10 protein-coding genes are annotated in these 15,669 nt (G+C 61.4%); 1 reads left to right on the top strand and 9 read right to left on the bottom strand.

Going from position 1 to position 15,669, the window contains the following annotated elements; translation table 11 throughout:
* Positions 1–15 precede the first annotated feature (15 nt).
* The 9 genes from gltB to F3I16_RS04525 form a co-directional block, all read right to left on the bottom strand.
* Positions 16–4,461, bottom strand: coding sequence for a glutamate synthase large subunit (gene gltB / locus F3I16_RS04565; RefSeq protein ID WP_160492530.1), 4,446 nt, complete (start codon positions 4,459–4,461; stop codon positions 16–18).
* A gap of 245 nt (positions 4,462–4,706) precedes the next feature.
* The gene (locus F3I16_RS04560) at positions 4,707–6,332 is read right to left on the bottom strand and encodes an AAA family ATPase (RefSeq protein ID WP_160492529.1); all 1,626 of its coding nucleotides are present in this window, start codon (positions 6,330–6,332) and stop codon (positions 4,707–4,709) included.
* A 10-nt stretch (positions 6,333–6,342) separates the two neighbouring features.
* Positions 6,343–7,446 carry a 3-dehydroquinate synthase gene (gene aroB / locus F3I16_RS04555; RefSeq protein WP_160492528.1) on the bottom strand — a complete coding sequence of 368 codons (1,104 nt, stop codon included), beginning with the start codon at positions 7,444–7,446 and terminating at the stop codon, positions 6,343–6,345.
* 49 nt (positions 7,447–7,495) lie between these two features.
* Positions 7,496–8,014 (bottom strand): shikimate kinase AroK, encoded by a 519-nt coding sequence (gene aroK / locus F3I16_RS04550; protein WP_160492527.1) that lies wholly within the window; start codon positions 8,012–8,014, stop codon positions 7,496–7,498.
* 4 nt (positions 8,015–8,018) lie between these two features.
* Positions 8,019–10,124 carry a type IV pilus secretin PilQ gene (pilQ, locus tag F3I16_RS04545; RefSeq protein ID WP_160492913.1) on the bottom strand — a complete coding sequence of 702 codons (2,106 nt, stop codon included), beginning with the start codon at positions 10,122–10,124 and terminating at the stop codon, positions 8,019–8,021.
* Positions 10,125–10,178: 54 nt separating this feature from the next.
* Positions 10,179–10,703, bottom strand: a complete 525-nt coding sequence (gene pilP, locus F3I16_RS04540; RefSeq protein ID WP_160492526.1) for a type 4a pilus biogenesis lipoprotein PilP — start codon at positions 10,701–10,703, stop codon at positions 10,179–10,181.
* Positions 10,700–11,323, bottom strand: a complete 624-nt coding sequence (gene pilO, locus F3I16_RS04535) for a type 4a pilus biogenesis protein PilO (protein ID WP_160492525.1) — start codon at positions 11,321–11,323, stop codon at positions 10,700–10,702. The genes pilP and pilO overlap by 4 nt, the downstream gene beginning before the upstream one ends.
* Positions 11,323–11,946 carry a PilN domain-containing protein gene (locus F3I16_RS04530; RefSeq protein ID WP_160492524.1) on the bottom strand — a complete coding sequence of 208 codons (624 nt, stop codon included), beginning with the start codon at positions 11,944–11,946 and terminating at the stop codon, positions 11,323–11,325. Before F3I16_RS04530 ends, pilO begins: the two co-directional genes overlap by 1 nt.
* A complete protein-coding gene (locus F3I16_RS04525) occupies positions 11,946–13,010 on the bottom strand; it encodes a pilus assembly protein PilM (RefSeq protein WP_160489422.1) in 1,065 nt (354 codons plus the stop codon). The genes F3I16_RS04530 and F3I16_RS04525 overlap by 1 nt, the downstream gene beginning before the upstream one ends.
* Before the next feature lie 184 nt (positions 13,011–13,194).
* Here F3I16_RS04525 and F3I16_RS04520 point away from each other — a divergent pair, with 184 nt between their 5' ends.
* Positions 13,195–15,606 (top strand): penicillin-binding protein 1A, encoded by a 2,412-nt coding sequence (locus F3I16_RS04520; protein ID WP_160492523.1) that lies wholly within the window; start codon positions 13,195–13,197, stop codon positions 15,604–15,606.
* The last annotated feature ends 63 nt before the right edge of the window (positions 15,607–15,669 follow it).

The following is a 15,669-nucleotide window of genomic DNA, read 5'->3' as shown; positions in this document are numbered from 1 at the left end:
CTACTTCAGGCGCAATTACTGCGGGTTAGCACGGGTGCTGCTGAGCAGCGAGCCCAGGCTTGCCGCTTTCGGTTTGACCAGCCAGAACTTGCGCAGGTAGTCGTCCAGGTTTTCCAGCAGGTTGCTGCCCCACTCGCTGCCGGTCTCCGCCACATACTCGGCCAGCACGCCCTGCAGGTGACTGCGGTAGGCTTCCATGGCTTCGTTGTTGATGCGTTGGATTTCCACCAGCTCATGGTTGACGCGGTCGACGAAGGTATTGTCCTGGTCGAGCACGTAGGCGAAGCCGCCGGTCATGCCGGAACCGAAGTTCACCCCGGTCTTGCCCAGCACGCAGACGAAGCCGCCGGTCATGTATTCGCAGCAATGGTCGCCGGTGCCTTCCACCACGGCGTGGGCGCCGGAGTTGCGCACGGCGAAACGCTCGCCCGCGGTGCCGACGGCGAACAGCTTGCCGCCGGTCGCGCCGTACAGGCAGGTGTTGCCGATGATGGCAGACTCCTGGGTCTTGAACGGGCTGCCCTTGGGCGGAACGATGACCAGCTTGCCACCGGTCATGCCCTTGCCGACGTAGTCGTTGGCGTCGCCTTCCAGGTACATGTTCAGGCCGCCGGCGTTCCACACGCCGAAGCTCTGCCCGGCGGTGCCCTTGAAGCGGAAGGTGATCGGCGCGTCCTTCATGCCCTGGTTGCCGTGGGCCTTGGCAATCTCGCCGGAAATCCGCGCGCCGATCGAGCGGTCGCAGTTGCAGATATCCAGTTCGAACTCGCCGCCGCTCTTGCCGGCAATCGCACCCTTGGCCACCTCGACCATCTTCTCGGCCAGCAGGCCCTGGTCGAACGGCGGGTTGCGGTCGACTTCGCAGAACTGCGGCTTGTCAGCCGGCACGTGATCGCTGCCCAGCAGCGGCGACAGGTCCAGGTGCTGTTGCTTGGCGGTTTCCCCCGGCAGCATCGCGAGCAGGTCGGTACGCCCGATCAGCTCGCCCAGGCTCGGTACGCCCAGCTTGGCCAGCCACTCGCGGGTGTCCTCGGCGACGAAGGTGAAGTAGTTCACCACCATCTCGACGGTGCCGATGAAGTGGTCCTTGCGCAGCTTGTCGTTCTGGGTGGCGACGCCGGTGGCGCAGTTGTTCAGGTGGCAGATGCGCAGGTACTTGCAGCCCAGCGCGACCATCGGCCCGGTGCCGAAGCCGAAGCTCTCGGCGCCGAGGATGGCGGCCTTGATCACGTCGAGGCCGGTCTTCAGGCCGCCGTCGGTCTGCACCCGCACCTTGCCGCGCAGGTCGTTGCCGCGCAGGGTCTGGTGAGTTTCGGCCAGGCCGAGTTCCCACGGACTGCCGGCGTACTTGATCGAGCTCAGCGGCGAAGCGCCGGTGCCGCCGTCGTAGCCGGAGATGGTGATCAGGTCGGCATAGGCCTTGGCCACACCGGCGGCGATAGTGCCGACACCGGCTTCCGCCACCAGCTTGACCGAGACCAGCGCCTGCGGGTTGACCTGCTTGAGGTCGAAAATCAGCTGCGACAGGTCTTCGATCGAGTAGATGTCGTGGTGCGGCGGCGGCGAGATCAGGGTCACGCCGGGTACCGCATAGCGCAGGCGGGCGATCAGGCCATTGACCTTGCCGCCGGGCAACTGGCCGCCCTCACCGGGCTTGGCGCCCTGGGCCACCTTGATCTGCAGCACTTCGGCGTTGACCAGGTATTCCGGGGTCACGCCGAAACGGCCGGTGGCCACCTGCTTGATCTTCGAGCTGCGCACGGTGCCGTAGCGGGCCGGGTCTTCGCCGCCCTCGCCGGAGTTGGAACGACCACCGATGCGGTTCATCGCCTCGGCGATGGCTTCGTGGGCTTCCGGCGACAGCGCGCCGAGGGAGATCCCGGCGGCATCGAAGCGTTTGAAGATCGCCTGCAGCGGCTCGACCTGATCGAGCGCCAGCGGCTGCTCGGCCAGTTTGACCTGCAGCAGGTCGCGCAGCATCGACACCGGACGGGTGTCGACCAGCGCCGCGTATTCCTTGTACTTCTCGTAGTTGCCCTGCTGCACGGCGGCCTGCAGGGTGTTGACCACGTCCGGGTTGTAGGCGTGGTACTCGCCGCCGTAGACGAACTTGAGCAGGCCGCCCTGCTGGATGGCCTTGCGGTTGTTCCAGGCCTCATTGGCCAGCAGCTTCTGCTCGGCCTCGATATCGACGAAGCGCGCGCCCTTCAGGCGGCTGGCCACACCACGGAAGCTCAGCTCGACCACTTCCTCGGCCAGACCGACGGCTTCGAACAGCTGCGCGCCGCGATAGGAGGCGACGGTGGAGATACCCATCTTCGACAGGATCTTCAGCAGACCCTTGGAGATGCCCTTGCGGTAGTGCTTGAACACTTCGTCCAGGTCGCCGAGCACTTCGCCGGTGCGGATCAGATCGGCCAGCACTTCGTAGGCCAGGTACGGGTACACCGCCGAGGCGCCGAAACCGAGCAGCACGGCGAAGTGGTGCGGGTCGCGGGCGGTGGCGGTTTCGACCAGGATGTTGCTGTCGCAACGCAGGCCGGTCTCGGTCAGGCGATGGTGCACGGCGCCGACGGCCAGCGAGGCGTGGGCCGGCAGCTTGCCCGGGGCGATGTGCCGGTCGCTCAGCACCAGTTGGGTCTTGCCGGCACGCACAGCTTCCTCGGCCTGGTCGGCGATGTTGCGTACCGCGGCCTCGAGTCCAATGCTCTCGTCATAGTTGAGATCGATGACGTGGCGTTCGAAGCCCGGCTCGTTGAGGGCCATCAGCGAGCGCCACTTGGCCGGCGAGATCACCGGCGAGCTGAGGATCACGCGGATCGCATGCTCAGGCGACTCCTGGAAGATGTTGCGCTCGGCGCCGAGGCAGATCTCCAGGGACATGACTATGGCTTCGCGCAGCGGGTCGATCGGCGGGTTGGTGACCTGGGCGAACTGCTGGCGGAAATAGTCGTAGGTCGAGCGCACGCGCTGCGACAGCACGGCCATCGGCGTGTCATCGCCCATCGAACCGACCGCTTCCTGGCCCTGTTCGGCGAGCGGCCGCAGCACCTGGTCACGCTCCTCGAAGGTGACCTGGAACATCTTCATGTATTGCTTGAGCTGGTCGGCATCGTAGCTGGCCACGCCCTGGTCGTCGGCCAGGGTCGCCTGGATGCGCACGGCATTCTGGCGCAGCCACTGCTTATAGGGGTGGCGCGACTTCAGGCGGTTGTCGATGTCGTCGGTGCTCAGCACCTGGCCGGTCTCGGTATCCACCGCGAGGATCTGCCCCGGGCCGACGCGGCCCTTGGCCAGCACGTCTTCCGGCTGGTAGTTCCACACGCCGATTTCCGAGGCGAGGGTGATGTAGCCGTTCTTGGTGGTAACCCAGCGCGCCGGGCGCAGGCCGTTGCGGTCGAGCAGGCAGACCGCATAGCGCCCGTCGGTCAGCACCACGCCGGCCGGGCCGTCCCACGGCTCCATGTGCATGGAGTTGTACTCATAGAACGCGCGCAGGTCGGCGTCCATGGTTTCCATGTTCTGCCAGGCCGGCGGGATGATCATGCGCACGCCGCGGAACAGGTCGATGCCGCCGGTGACCATCAGCTCGAGCATGTTGTCCATGCTCGAGGAGTCGGAGCCGACGCGGTTGACCAGCGGGCCGAGCTCTTCCAGATCCGGGATCAGCTCGTTGGCAAACTTGGTGCGCCGGGCCTGGGCCCAGTTGCGGTTGCCGGTGATGGTGTTGATCTCGCCGTTGTGGGCGAGGAAGCGGAACGGCTGCGCCAGCGGCCATTTCGGCAGGGTGTTGGTGGAGAAGCGCTGGTGGAATACGCAAATGGCGGTCTGCAGGCGCTCGTCACCCAGATCCGGGTAGAACTGCTGCAGGTCGGCCGGCATCATCAGGCCTTTGTAGATGATGGTCTTGGGCGAAAAGCTGCAGATGTAGTGGTCGGTGTCGGCGGCGTTGGCCACCGAGGAGCGGCGACGAGCACTGAACAGCTTGATGGCGAAGTCCTGGTCGGACAGGCCTTCGCCGCCGACGAACACCTGCTCGATCTGCGGCAGGCGCTCCAGGGCCAGGCGCCCGAGCACGCTGGTGTCGACCGGCACCTTGCGCCAGCCAACCAGGGTCAGACCGGCAGCGAGGATCTCGCGGTTCATGTTCGCGCGCGCGGCTTCGGCCTTGGCCGGGTCCTGGTTGAAGAACACCATGCCCACGGCGTACTGCTGCGGCAGCTCGACGCCGAAATGCTGCACGGACATGGCGCGCAGGAACAGATCCGGCTTCTGGATCAGCAGACCACAACCGTCACCGGTCTTGCCGTCGGCGTTGATACCGCCGCGGTGGGTCATACAGGTCAGGGCTTCAATGGCAGTCTGCAGCAAGTTGTGACTCGCCTCGCCCTGCATATGGGCGATCAAGCCGAAGCCGCAGTTATCCTTGAACTCATCAGGATGGTACAGACCTGCTTTCATAGGGACTCTCACCAGGCTGCCTTTATAGGCAAATTGCTTTCTAATTCATCGACCTACCTGCCACGCGCGCAGGGGAAAACCCCAGCATGGCGCAGGCAAAGGGCAGACATTGTACATACGCACCCCCGGCGTCACAAATCCTCGTGACGGGGGGATGAATTCTTATGTCGCGCAAACGAAAGGCGGCGACCGGTCGTTCGTGTTAGTACCGGCCAGTCACCGAACCAAGCGCAAACCACGGACCACTAACGGGCCTGCACGGCCTCTTGCTGGATACTGGCAAAACTACGCGGCCAGGGCTTGCCCGCCTGCACGCTGGCCGGCAGCGACTTGATCGCCGCCTGCGCCGCAGCCCGGCTGGAAAACTTGCCGTAGGTCACCACATACAGCGGCTGGCCCTGGTGCATTTTCTTGAAGTAGCGGTACTCGGCGCCGTTCTTGCTGACAAAGGCCTGCGCCCCCCCCTCCGAGCGGGTACCGAGAATCTGCAGGGCAAACTGGCTGCCCGGCTGCGCACCATACCAACCCGCACTCGCGGAGCCCGTCTTGGCCACGGCGACGGCAGCCGGCTTGGGCTGGGGCGCGACCGGCTTGGCCACCGGCACCGGCTTCGGCGCGGCAGCAGGGGCAGGGGCCGACGCAACAACAGGCGCCACCGGCGCTGCAGGCGCAGCGACTGGCTGCACAGGTACCGCGGCCGGCGCAACGGCAGCCGGGGAAGCACTCGGCACGGCAACCGGCGCTACCGGTTGCGCGGGCGGCAATGCCGCCAGACTTTCCGCCTCGCCACCCTCTTCGCCTTCCGCCATTCCGGAAGCCTGCGCCAGCGGCTCGCGAATGACCGGCTGCGCCTCGCCCACCAGTGGCAGCGGCAGGGGCTGACTGGTGCCGGCGAACTCGATGGATGCACCGCCCTCGGGCTTGGCTGCCGACTCCGCCGCCGCACCATCCGCTAGCGCCGCTACCGGCGCTCCGGCCTCGGGCAGCACCTGCGCCGGCGACTCCTGCGCCAGGCGCTCCTGCCGCCCCTGCATGAACCACGCGGCACCGAGCCCGATCGCCACCACCACCAGGGCCAGCAGGTGCTTGCGCGGCAAGCCCAGCAGGCCCGCCGAACTGCTCGCGGCATTGCGCTGGGCCAGCATCGCCTCGATCAGCACATCGCGCGCCACCTGGTTGATCCGCCCCGGCCAACCGCCGGAAGTGAGGTAGATATCGGTCACCTGATCATCCGAGAGCAGCTCGATACCCTGCCCCGCACCATCCAGGCGCTGAGCCAGGTATTCCCGCGTCTCGTCCTCGCTATAGGGCTGCAGCTCGATGGCGTGAAAACGCTCTTCGCCGTCGGCCAGGGCCTCGAGCCGCGAGATCAGCGCGGTTTCGGCAAACAGGAACACATGCGGACGCGCCTCGCCAGAACCCGCCGCCAGGGCGAACAAGCCCTCCAGCGTGGCATCTGCCAGCTGCTCGGCATCATCCACCAGCAGGTAGACCTCCTGACCGGTCAGCGCCAGCTGCGCCACCTGCGCGAGAATGCTGCGCACATCGAACTGCTGCATCCCCAGGCCTTGGGCGATCTGGCGGAACAACCCAGCCGCATCGCCGGCGCCGCGAGCCGACACCACCACGCTCTGCACCGCCTGCTTGTTGGTGCTGGCGACCAGCGCCTGGCGCAGCAGCGTCTTGCCGCTGCCGATCGGCCCACTGACCACCAGCAGCAATTGGCTGTAGCGCGCCAGGTGATGCAACTGCCCCAGCACCGGCTTGCGCTGCGCCGGGAAAAAGCGGAAGCCCGGCACGCGCGCGGCGAAGGGATCATGGCTGAACTGGTAATGGCCGAGGTAGGCCTCATCGGCATGCAAACTGGTCATGGAACTCTCGTTATGATTCAAGTCGAGCCGCCAGGGCGCGGTAATCCGCAGCCAGAGTGGCATCCAGCACTTCGCGCGGGAATTCATCGGTCACCACCGCATCGCCCATCCGGCGCAACAGCACCAGACGCAAGCGACCGTCGAGGACTTTCTTATCCACCGCCATATGTTCGAGGAAATCATCCGCCGTCATCTCGACGGGCGGCACGACTGGCAGGCCAGCCTTGATCAGCAGGCGCAGACCGCGGTCGCGCTCGGACGCGGAAATCCAACCCAGGCGAGTAGACATCTCGAGCGCCATGGCCGTTCCCGCGGCGACGGCCTCACCATGCAACCAGACGCCATAGCCCATGTGCGTCTCGATGGCATGCCCGAAGGTATGCCCGAGGTTGAGCGTGGCCCGCACCCCCGACTCGCGCTCATCGGCACCGACCACACGCGCCTTGGCCGCACAGGAACGCTCGATTGCCTCGATCAAGGCCCGGCCATCCAGAGCCCGCAAGGCCTCGACATGCGCCTCGAGCCAACCCAGAAAAGCCTCGTCGCAAATCAAACCGTACTTGATGACCTCGGCCAGCCCGGCGGACAGCTCGCGGGCCGGCAGGGTAGCCAGCACCGAGGTGTCGATCACCACGGCCTTCGGCTGATAAAAGGCACCGACCATGTTTTTGCCCAGCGGATGGTTGATGCCGGTCTTGCCGCCAACCGAAGAGTCGACCTGGGACAGCAGCGTGGTCGGCACCTGGATGAAGTCGACACCGCGCTGATAGCACGCCGCCGCAAAGCCGGCCATATCCCCGACCACGCCACCGCCCAAGGCGATAATCGTGGTGCGCCGGTCATGACGCGCCTGCAGCAGGCCATCGAAGATCAGCTGCAAGGTCTGCCAATTCTTGTGGGACTCGCCATCCGGCAAGATAACCGAGGTCAGCTCACAACCAGCCAGACTGGCTTCGAGTGCCTTCAGATAGAGCGGCGCCACGGTTTCATTGGTGACAATGGCAACCTGCCGGCCAGCAAGGTGCTGCTTGAACAGCTCCGCACGAGCCAACAGCCCCTCACCTATGTAGATGGGATAACTGCGCTCACCTAGATCGACTGTAAGAGTCCGCATGACGCCCCCTGATGAAAGGGCAATAGGATAGCGCAGTTAGGCCCTGGCTTTAACGGGGAGGAAGCGCATCGAGACGATCAATGATTTCCTGCACCACCATGCGTGGCGGGCGCTCATCGGTCTCGATGATCACATCAGCGATCTCTCGGTACAGGGGGTCGCGAATCTGCATAAGATTTGCGAGCACCTTGGCCGGATCGGAATTGCGCAGCAGCGGGCGATTACGGTCACGCGAGGTGCGATCCAGCTGCTGCTCTACCGAGGCATGCAGGTAGATCACCCGGCCACCGGCACGAAGCGCCTGGCGATTCTCCGGCCGCAGCACTACACCGCCGCCGGTTGCAATCACTACACCACCGAGCTCACAGAGTTCCGCGATCATCGACTGCTCGCGCTCACGAAAGCCTTGCTCGCCCTCGACATCGAAGATCCAAGGAATGTCAGCACCGGTGCGCTGCTCGATCTCCTTGTCGGAGTCCTTGAACTGCAACTTCAACTCTTTTGCCAACAGCCGCCCGATGGTGCTCTTCCCAGCCCCCATCGGGCCTACCAGGATCAAATTCCTCACAACATCAACGGCCCACAGCGATGGCTTGGTTGTTCATGATGCGCGGAGTGATGAATACCAGCAGTTCATTCTTGCTTTCCTGGACAATATCGCGACGGAAAAGGCGACCAAGGAACGGCATGTCACCGAGAAGAGGCACCTTCTCTACTGCCTTACTTTGGGTGTTAGAGAATACGCCACCGATGACGATAGTCTCACCGTCACTCACCAGAACCTTAGCGTTCACCTCATTCTTTCTAATCGGCGGAACACCCAGCACCGCGTTCTCGTAGTCAGGCTCGTCTTTATTAACCTTGACTTCCATGATGATACGGTTGTCAGGTGTGATTTGCGGGGTAACCTCCAAGGCAAGAGCTGCCTCCTTGAACGAGACGGTTGTCGCGCCACTGGAACTTGACTCCTGATAGGGAACTTCGGAGCCCTTGAGGATTTTGGCCGTTTCCTTATCGGAAGTTACAACCTTGGGCTGTGAAATCACCTCGCCATTACCGGTCTTCTCCATGGCAGACAGCTGCAGATCAAGGATCACATTATCCGTCAAGAAACCGATGCCGATACCCGAAGTGCTGTTTGCAACCCCCATATCGACGAAAGGCACATTCATGGTCGCATCTTGCGAAGTGTAAGTCCCGGCAGTTTTGGTGCCTGGCAACAGGAGCTTGCCATCATCATCAAACCCCCTCGCACCATCCTTGCCGTAGAAACTCCAGTTGTTGTCACCCAGGAATGCACCGCCCCAGCGTACACCTAGACTCTTGTCAAAACCGACACTGGCCTCAACAATTCGCGCCTCAATCATCACTTGACGAACCGGTATATCCAGCTGCGCAACGATGCGGCGCAATTCATCCAGGTTTTCCTGGGTTTGAAAAGCGATGATACTGTTGGTGCGATCATCAACAGTGACAGAACCCCGCTCAGCCTTATCTCCGGACTCCAGCCCCGCAACAGATTGAAACAGCGCAGCGATATCTGAAGCCTTGGCATAGTTAACCTGAATCAACTCCCTGCGCAGAGGCGCAAGCTCGGCTATTTGATTCTTGGCTTCCAGCTCCTGACGCTCGCGAGCAGCAATCTCATCTGCCGGAGCGACCAATAGCACATTGCCCACCTTGCGCTTATCAAGCCCACGGGTCTTGAGCACCAGATCCAGCGCCTGATCCCAAGGCACATTTTGCAGGCGCAGGGTTATATTGCCCTGAACGGTATCACTGGCCACCAGATTGAGGTCAGTGAAATCAGCAATCAGCTGAAGAACCGAGCGGACATCAATATCCTGAAAATTCAGAGACAGCTTCTCACCCGAGTAAGCAAAGCGCTCAGCCTTACGCTTCTCCACATCATCCTGGGTTAGCGGCTTGACACTGACAGTCAGCTTATTGTCTGCCTGGAAAACCAAATAGTCATACAAGCCAGACGGCTCGATGGAAATATTGGCCTTGTCGCCCTCCGAGACAGCACTGACGAACTGAACGGGCGTTGCAAAATCCTTGACATCCAGACGCACCTTCAACGCATCAGGAATCTGGGTCTTAGCAAACGTCAAGCGAATCTTACCGCCTTGCTCTTGAATATCAGGACTAACTGCGGCATCAGACAGCTCAATAACGACATTACCCTCGCCGAGCTCGCCGCGCTGAAAATCAACACCCTTAATTTCCCGACCAACTGACGGTAAGGAGCGAACAGGCTGAGCAACAATAGAAGAAGAAGGTGCGGCAGCACTTGCAGATGCCTCGCCCACTACCACGTATATGTTATTACCGTCAGCACGAGTACTGTAAGGCATTAACGTGGATAAATTCACAATCAAACGAGTGCGGTCCTTCGCCTCCACCACAGTCACACTGCGAGCATTACCAACCCCCAGTTCGCGATTCTTGGTACCCAGCTTATTGGCCACTCCCGGCAGATCGAGGGCAATTCGGGCAGGCTGCTCAATCGTATAGCCGCGCGGAGCAACTACAGGCTCATCAAATGTCAGCTTTAATTCAACTTTATCACCTGGCAGCGAGGCCACATCCAAGCCTTGCAAATTTGCAGCAAGCAGACTGGGCGCAAAAATAGCGACAGCAAGCGAGACACCAAGACGAGAGAAATAGCCGTTCATCAGCTTGCCCCATTGTGCAGATATATAGTTATTTTCCATGCTCGAAATCGCCATTTAAGAGCGCTCCTTGAGAGACAGAGATCGAGGTCGCTCAAGCCACCCCCCCTCACCGTCGGGAACAATTTCAATCACATCCACTTTAGCCTCATCAATCACAGTGACTCGGCCATGGTTGCGCCCGAGGTAGTCCCCCGCCTTGACGCGATGTACACCGCCCGCCCCACGAATCAGCGCATACACTGAGCCTTGGTTCGCAAGCGTTCCGACCATTTCAAAAGTTTCTATGTTGAAACCTTCAAGAAATTGGCGAACACGCGTCTCGTCGGGCTTTACATCTTTCGAGCCTTTTTGCTGGCTTGCCAGGTCAATCTTGACAGGCGGCTGGAACGGGTTTCGAAGAGCAGCAGCGCCATAGGTAAAAGCCTCATATGGCTGGAACTTTGGCAAGGGTTCGATAGAGCCTTTCGGGCGGGCGCGCTCTTGATCCATAAAAGCTTGCAGATCAGAAAAATCATCGCCACCGACGCATCCAGTAAGAGCCAGTGCACACATTAGAAATAGCAGGCGAGCCACTGTCATTTCTTCAGCTCCTGGTCGTTATACCGGTAAGTCTTAGCAAGAACTCGCATCCGCAACTTGGAAATGCTGCCCTCCTCACTCGGTTTGATCTCGAAGTCATGCAGCGTGACAATTCGCGGCAGACTGGCAACGCCACTGACGAATGACGCCAAATCGTGATAGCCGCCGACTACAGACATCTGAATCGGCAACTCGATATAGAACTGCTGAACAACCTCCGGCTGCAGCTTGATCTCTTCGAACTCCAAACCACTGCCCAGACCGGTTCGAGTAATGTCCTCCAGCAACCCCGGCACCTCAGTATCGCTAGGCAACTGACGCAGCAAAGCACCGAAGGACTCTTCCATCTCCTTCATTTGAGCCTTGTACGCATCCAGATTGGCAGCCTGAAAAGCCTTACTTGAGAATTGCTGTTTAAGGGTTTCCTCTTCAGAACGCTTCCCATCCAACTGGGTTTGCAGATCTTTAAGATAAAAGTTGTAGCCAAGCGCCATCGCCGCGATCAGCAACAGCATGCAAGCAATAGCTTTTACCGCCGCAGGCCAAGAACCCAGATTGTTCAGATCAAGCTCTGACAGATCTACTTTGCGCAAGGACTCCAGAGACTCAGTAAGGCTCATTATTTTTTACCCCCTGCTTTTACTGGAGCTTTTTTCTTAGTGCCTTTCTCTACGACCGCCTCTTCCTCTGCCTCTTCTCCAGGGCGAGTCTGCTTGACCGTAAGCTTGAAAACGTTGGCTTGATCAACTGCCCCCGCAGTAACAGCCTTAACTTCAGTCAAATTGGGCTCTTTCAACCAGTCCGAGGAGTCGAGATTACGCATCAGGTTGGATACCCGATTATTCGACTCCGCCGCACCGGTGATGGCGATGGACTTGCCGGTCATCTTCAGCTCCGAGAAATACACCCCATCCGGCAGCGTACGAACGAACTGATCGAAGATACGCCCAATGATCGGCCGGTTACCCTGCAGATCCTGAATGATCTTCATCCGCTCGAGCAGTTGCGCTCGCCGGGTTTTCAGCTCGCTGATTTCCTTAATTCGTGCATCCAGCACGGCAATTTCCTTGCGCACGAACTCATTGCGTGCCGTCTGCTGCTCGATGGCGCCATTCAGGTACTGACCGCCGAGGAATACCAAGCCGGCAGAAATCACGAGCACACCGGCAAGGGCGACCAGAAAGCGCTGCTTGCGCTCTTCGCGCAGCTGTTCGCGCCAGGGAAGAAGGTTGATCCGTGCCATCAGTCAAAACTCCTCATCGCCAGACCACAGGCAATCATCAACGAAGGCGCATCGCTTGCCAGCGCACCAGCATTGACCTTGCCACCCAGCGCCATATCGGCGAACGGGTTGGCCACCAGGGTTGGAGTACCGATTTTTTGCTGGATCAGCCGATCAAGATCGGGGATGGACGCAGTCCCCCCGGCCAGAAGGATGTAATCGACATCGTTGAACTGCCCAGCCGCGAAGAAGAACTGCAGCGAGCGCGAGACCTGCTGCACCACCGCCTCCTTGAAAGGCTGCAGCACTTCGCTCTCGTAATCGTCGGGCAGACCACCCTGCTTCTTGGCCAGCCCGGCCTCCTCGACCGACAGGCCATAGCGGCGCTGGATCTCTTCGGTCAACTGGCGGCCACCGAACATCTGCTCGCGGGTGTAGATGGTGCGACCGTTATGCAGGACGCTGAGGGTCGTCATGGTCGCGCCGATGTCGACTATCGCGACGGTCAGTTCGTCGTGGCCGCTACCCAACTGGGCAGCGAGCAGACCATAGGCGCGTTCCAAGGCGTAAGCCTCGACATCCACCACCTTAGCCGTCAGCCCCGACAACGCCAGGGCCGCTTCGCGCACCTCGACGTTCTCTTTGCGGCAGGCCGCCAGCAGCACCTCAACCCGGTCGGCGTTGCGCGCCGAAACACCCTGCACTTCGAAGTCGATGGCAACCTCTTCGAGCGGGTAAGGGATGTACTGGTCCGCCTCGATCTTCAACTGGTTTTCCAGCTCGTCGTCGTTGAGGCCGGCCTCCATCTCGATCGTCTTGGTGATCACCGCGGAACCGGCGACTGCAACGGCAGCCGACCGCGTGCCGGTCTTGGCCTTGGCCAGTACGCGCGACAGCGCCTGACCAACGCCTTCCAGCTCGGCGATGTTCTTTTCGACAACAGCATTTGGCGGGAGCGGCTCGACAGCGTAGGCCTCTACTTTGTAGCGGCTTCCCGAGCGACTCAATTCGAGGAGCTTGACCGAGGTCGAACTGATGTCGATCCCCAGAAGCGTGTTCGCTTTCTTATTGAAGAGCCCTAGCACGACCGATTTCCTATCTGCATCCGAGACTTACGGACTATTTATGTTTTTCCACATTAAATAACAGTCTTGACAGAAGCGCAAATGGCTACCCGGCAAAAAAACCGCTTATAATGTGAACAGTTTTTCTCTTTTCACACTGCCCCACGCTTAACTCATTCTTTTATCTGGAAATCCAAGAGTCCTAATGCGTCTGCTGAAGTTTTTCTGGTGGTCTTGCGTCGCCGTTTTTTGTGGGCTAGCCCTCAGTTTCAGCGGGGCCTTCCTCTACCTTAGCCCTGGCCTGCCCTCGGTCGAGTCGCTGCGCAGCATCCAGCTGCAGATTCCCCTGCGCGTCTACAGCAGCGATAACAAGCTGATCGCCGAGTTTGGCGAGATGCGCCGCTCCCCCATTCGCTTCGATGACATCCCCCAGGATTTCATCCACGCCCTGCTGGCGGCAGAAGACGACAATTTCGCCAACCATTATGGCGTCGACTTTACCAGCCTGATGCGTGCTGCCACTCAGTTATTGTCAAGCGGGCACATCCAGACCGGCGGCAGCACCATCACCATGCAGGTAGCGAAGAACTTCTTCCTTACCAACGAGCGCAGCTTTTCACGCAAGATCAGCGAGATACTCCTCGCTTTGCAGATAGAACGCGAGCTCAGCAAGAACGAAATTCTCGAGCTCTACGTCAACAAGATCTACCTGGGCAACCGCGCCTACGGCATCGAGGCCGCCGCCCAGGTTTACTACGGCAAATCGATCCGCGACACCAGCCTGGCGCAGATGGCAATGATCGCCGGCCTACCCAAGGCCCCCTCGCGCTACAACCCACTGATCAACCCGCAGCGCAGCATGGAGCGCCGCGACTGGATCCTCGGCCGCATGCTGAAACTGGGCACCATCGACCAGGCCCGCTATGACGCCGCCATCGCCGAACCGGTGGACGCGCGCCACCATGTGCAACCGCCGGAACTGAATGCGCCCTACATCGCCGAAATGGCCCGCGCCGAAATGGTCGGCCGCTATGGCAGCGACGCCTACACCGAAGGCTTCCGCGTCACTACCACCGTGCCCGCCGCGCTGCAGGAGGCCGCCAACCAGTCCCTGCATGACGGCCTGATCAGCTATGACCAGCGCCATGGCTACCGCGGCCCGGAAACTCGCCTGCCCGGCCTAACCCGCGAAGCCTGGCTGCAGGAACTGAGCAAGCAGAAAAGCATTGGCGGCCTGGAGCCGGTGATCGTCAGCCAGGTCGAGAAGAGCGGCATTCTGGTGCTCAAGCGCAATGGCGAGGAAGAGCCGGTGGCCTGGGACAGCATGAAATGGGCCCGCCCCTTCCTCAACACCAATAGCCTCGGGCCACGCCCGCAGAAACCGGAAGACGTGGTGCAGATCGGCGACCTGGTTCGGGTCGAGCGCGAGACGAAGAACAACAGCCTGCTGTTCCGCCAGATTCCGGCCGCGCAGAGCGCCCTGGTCTCGCTGGATCCACAGAGCGGCGCCATCCGCGCCCTGGTCGGCGGCTTCTCCTTCGAGCAGAGCAATTACAACCGCGCCGCCCAGGCCAAGCGCCAGCCCGGCTCGAGCTTCAAGCCCTTCATCTATAGCGCCGCACTGGACAGCGGCTTCACCGCCGCCAGCCTGGTCAACGATGCGCCCATCGTGTTCCAGGAAGCGGGCATGGATGAAGCCTGGCGACCGAAGAACGACAACAACACCTTCCTCGGCCCGATCCGCCTGCGCGAGGCCCTGTACAAGTCGCGCAACCTGGTGTCGATCCGCCTGCTGCAGACCATCGGCATCGACTTCGCCCTCAACTACATCAGCAACTTCGGCTTCAACAAGCAGGACCTGCCGCGCAACCTGTCGCTGGCCCTCGGCACGGCCAACCTGACCCCGCTGGAGATCGCCACCGGCTGGACGGCCTTCGCCAACGGCGGCTACAAGATCCAGCCATACCTGATCGAACGCATCGACAGCCGCGAGGGCAAGCCGCTGTTCATCGCCAACCCGGCACGCACCGCCAGCAGCGCGGCGAACCTGGAAGAGCAGCACGCCATGCCGCTCTCGCCGGAGGCGAACACCGCCCCGGTCAAGCCGGTGATTGCCGAGCAGATCATCGACGAGCGCACCGCCTACATCCTCACCAACATGCTGCAGGACGTGATCAAGCGCGGCACCGGGCGCCGCGCCCTGGCCATGGGCCGCGGCGACCTGGCGGGCAAGACCGGCACCACCAACGAGTCCAAGGACAGTTGGTTCTCCGGCTACAACGCCGACTACGTGACCACCGTCTGGTCCGGCTTCGACCAGCCGGAAAGCCTGGGTCGCCACGAGTACGGCGGCACCGTGGCCCTGCCGATCTGGATGAGCTACATGAGCGCGGCGCTGAAGGACAAGCCGGAGCACCTGCCGCCCGAGCCGGCCGGCCTGCTCACCCTGCGCGTCGATCCGCTCAGCGGCCGCGCCGCCTCGCCAGGCGCCCCGGACGCCTACTTCGAGCTGTTCAAGAGCGAAGACTCGCCGCCCCCGACCAGCGAGCTGGATGGCCTGGCCATTCCCGGCAGCCCACTGCCGCAGGATGAAGCCGCCCCCATCGATCTGTTCTAAGCGCTTGCGCTCGGCCACGCCGAGCCCACACCTCAAATGCCGCCCACAAAAAAGCCCCGCAAC

Source organism: Pseudomonas sp. L-22-4S-12, assembly GCF_009799935.1.
Lineage (GTDB): Bacteria > Pseudomonadota > Gammaproteobacteria > Pseudomonadales > Pseudomonadaceae > Aquipseudomonas.
The sequence above is the reverse complement of the archived record's forward strand: the minus strand, read 5'-3'. Positions and strand labels throughout refer to the sequence as shown.

What these genes read in the sequence shown, in the direction of transcription:
- F3I16_RS04520 (WP_160492523.1), top strand. Translation starts at nt 13,195, where the DNA reads ATGCGTCTGCTGAAGTTTTTCTGGTGGTCTTGCGTCGCCGTTTTTTGT.
- aroB (WP_160492528.1), bottom strand. Translation starts at nt 7,446, where the DNA reads ATGCGGACTCTTACAGTCGATCTAGGTGAGCGCAGTTATCCCATCTAC.
- pilO (WP_160492525.1), bottom strand. Translation starts at nt 11,323, where the DNA reads ATGAGCCTTACTGAGTCTCTGGAGTCCTTGCGCAAAGTAGATCTGTCA.
- pilQ (WP_160492913.1), bottom strand. Translation starts at nt 10,124, where the DNA reads ATGAACGGCTATTTCTCTCGTCTTGGTGTCTCGCTTGCTGTCGCTATT.
- F3I16_RS04530 (WP_160492524.1), bottom strand. Translation starts at nt 11,946, where the DNA reads ATGGCACGGATCAACCTTCTTCCCTGGCGCGAACAGCTGCGCGAAGAG.
- gltB (WP_160492530.1), bottom strand. Translation starts at nt 4,461, where the DNA reads ATGAAAGCAGGTCTGTACCATCCTGATGAGTTCAAGGATAACTGCGGC.
- pilP (WP_160492526.1), bottom strand. Translation starts at nt 10,703, where the DNA reads ATGACAGTGGCTCGCCTGCTATTTCTAATGTGTGCACTGGCTCTTACT.
- F3I16_RS04560 (WP_160492529.1), bottom strand. Translation starts at nt 6,332, where the DNA reads ATGACCAGTTTGCATGCCGATGAGGCCTACCTCGGCCATTACCAGTTC.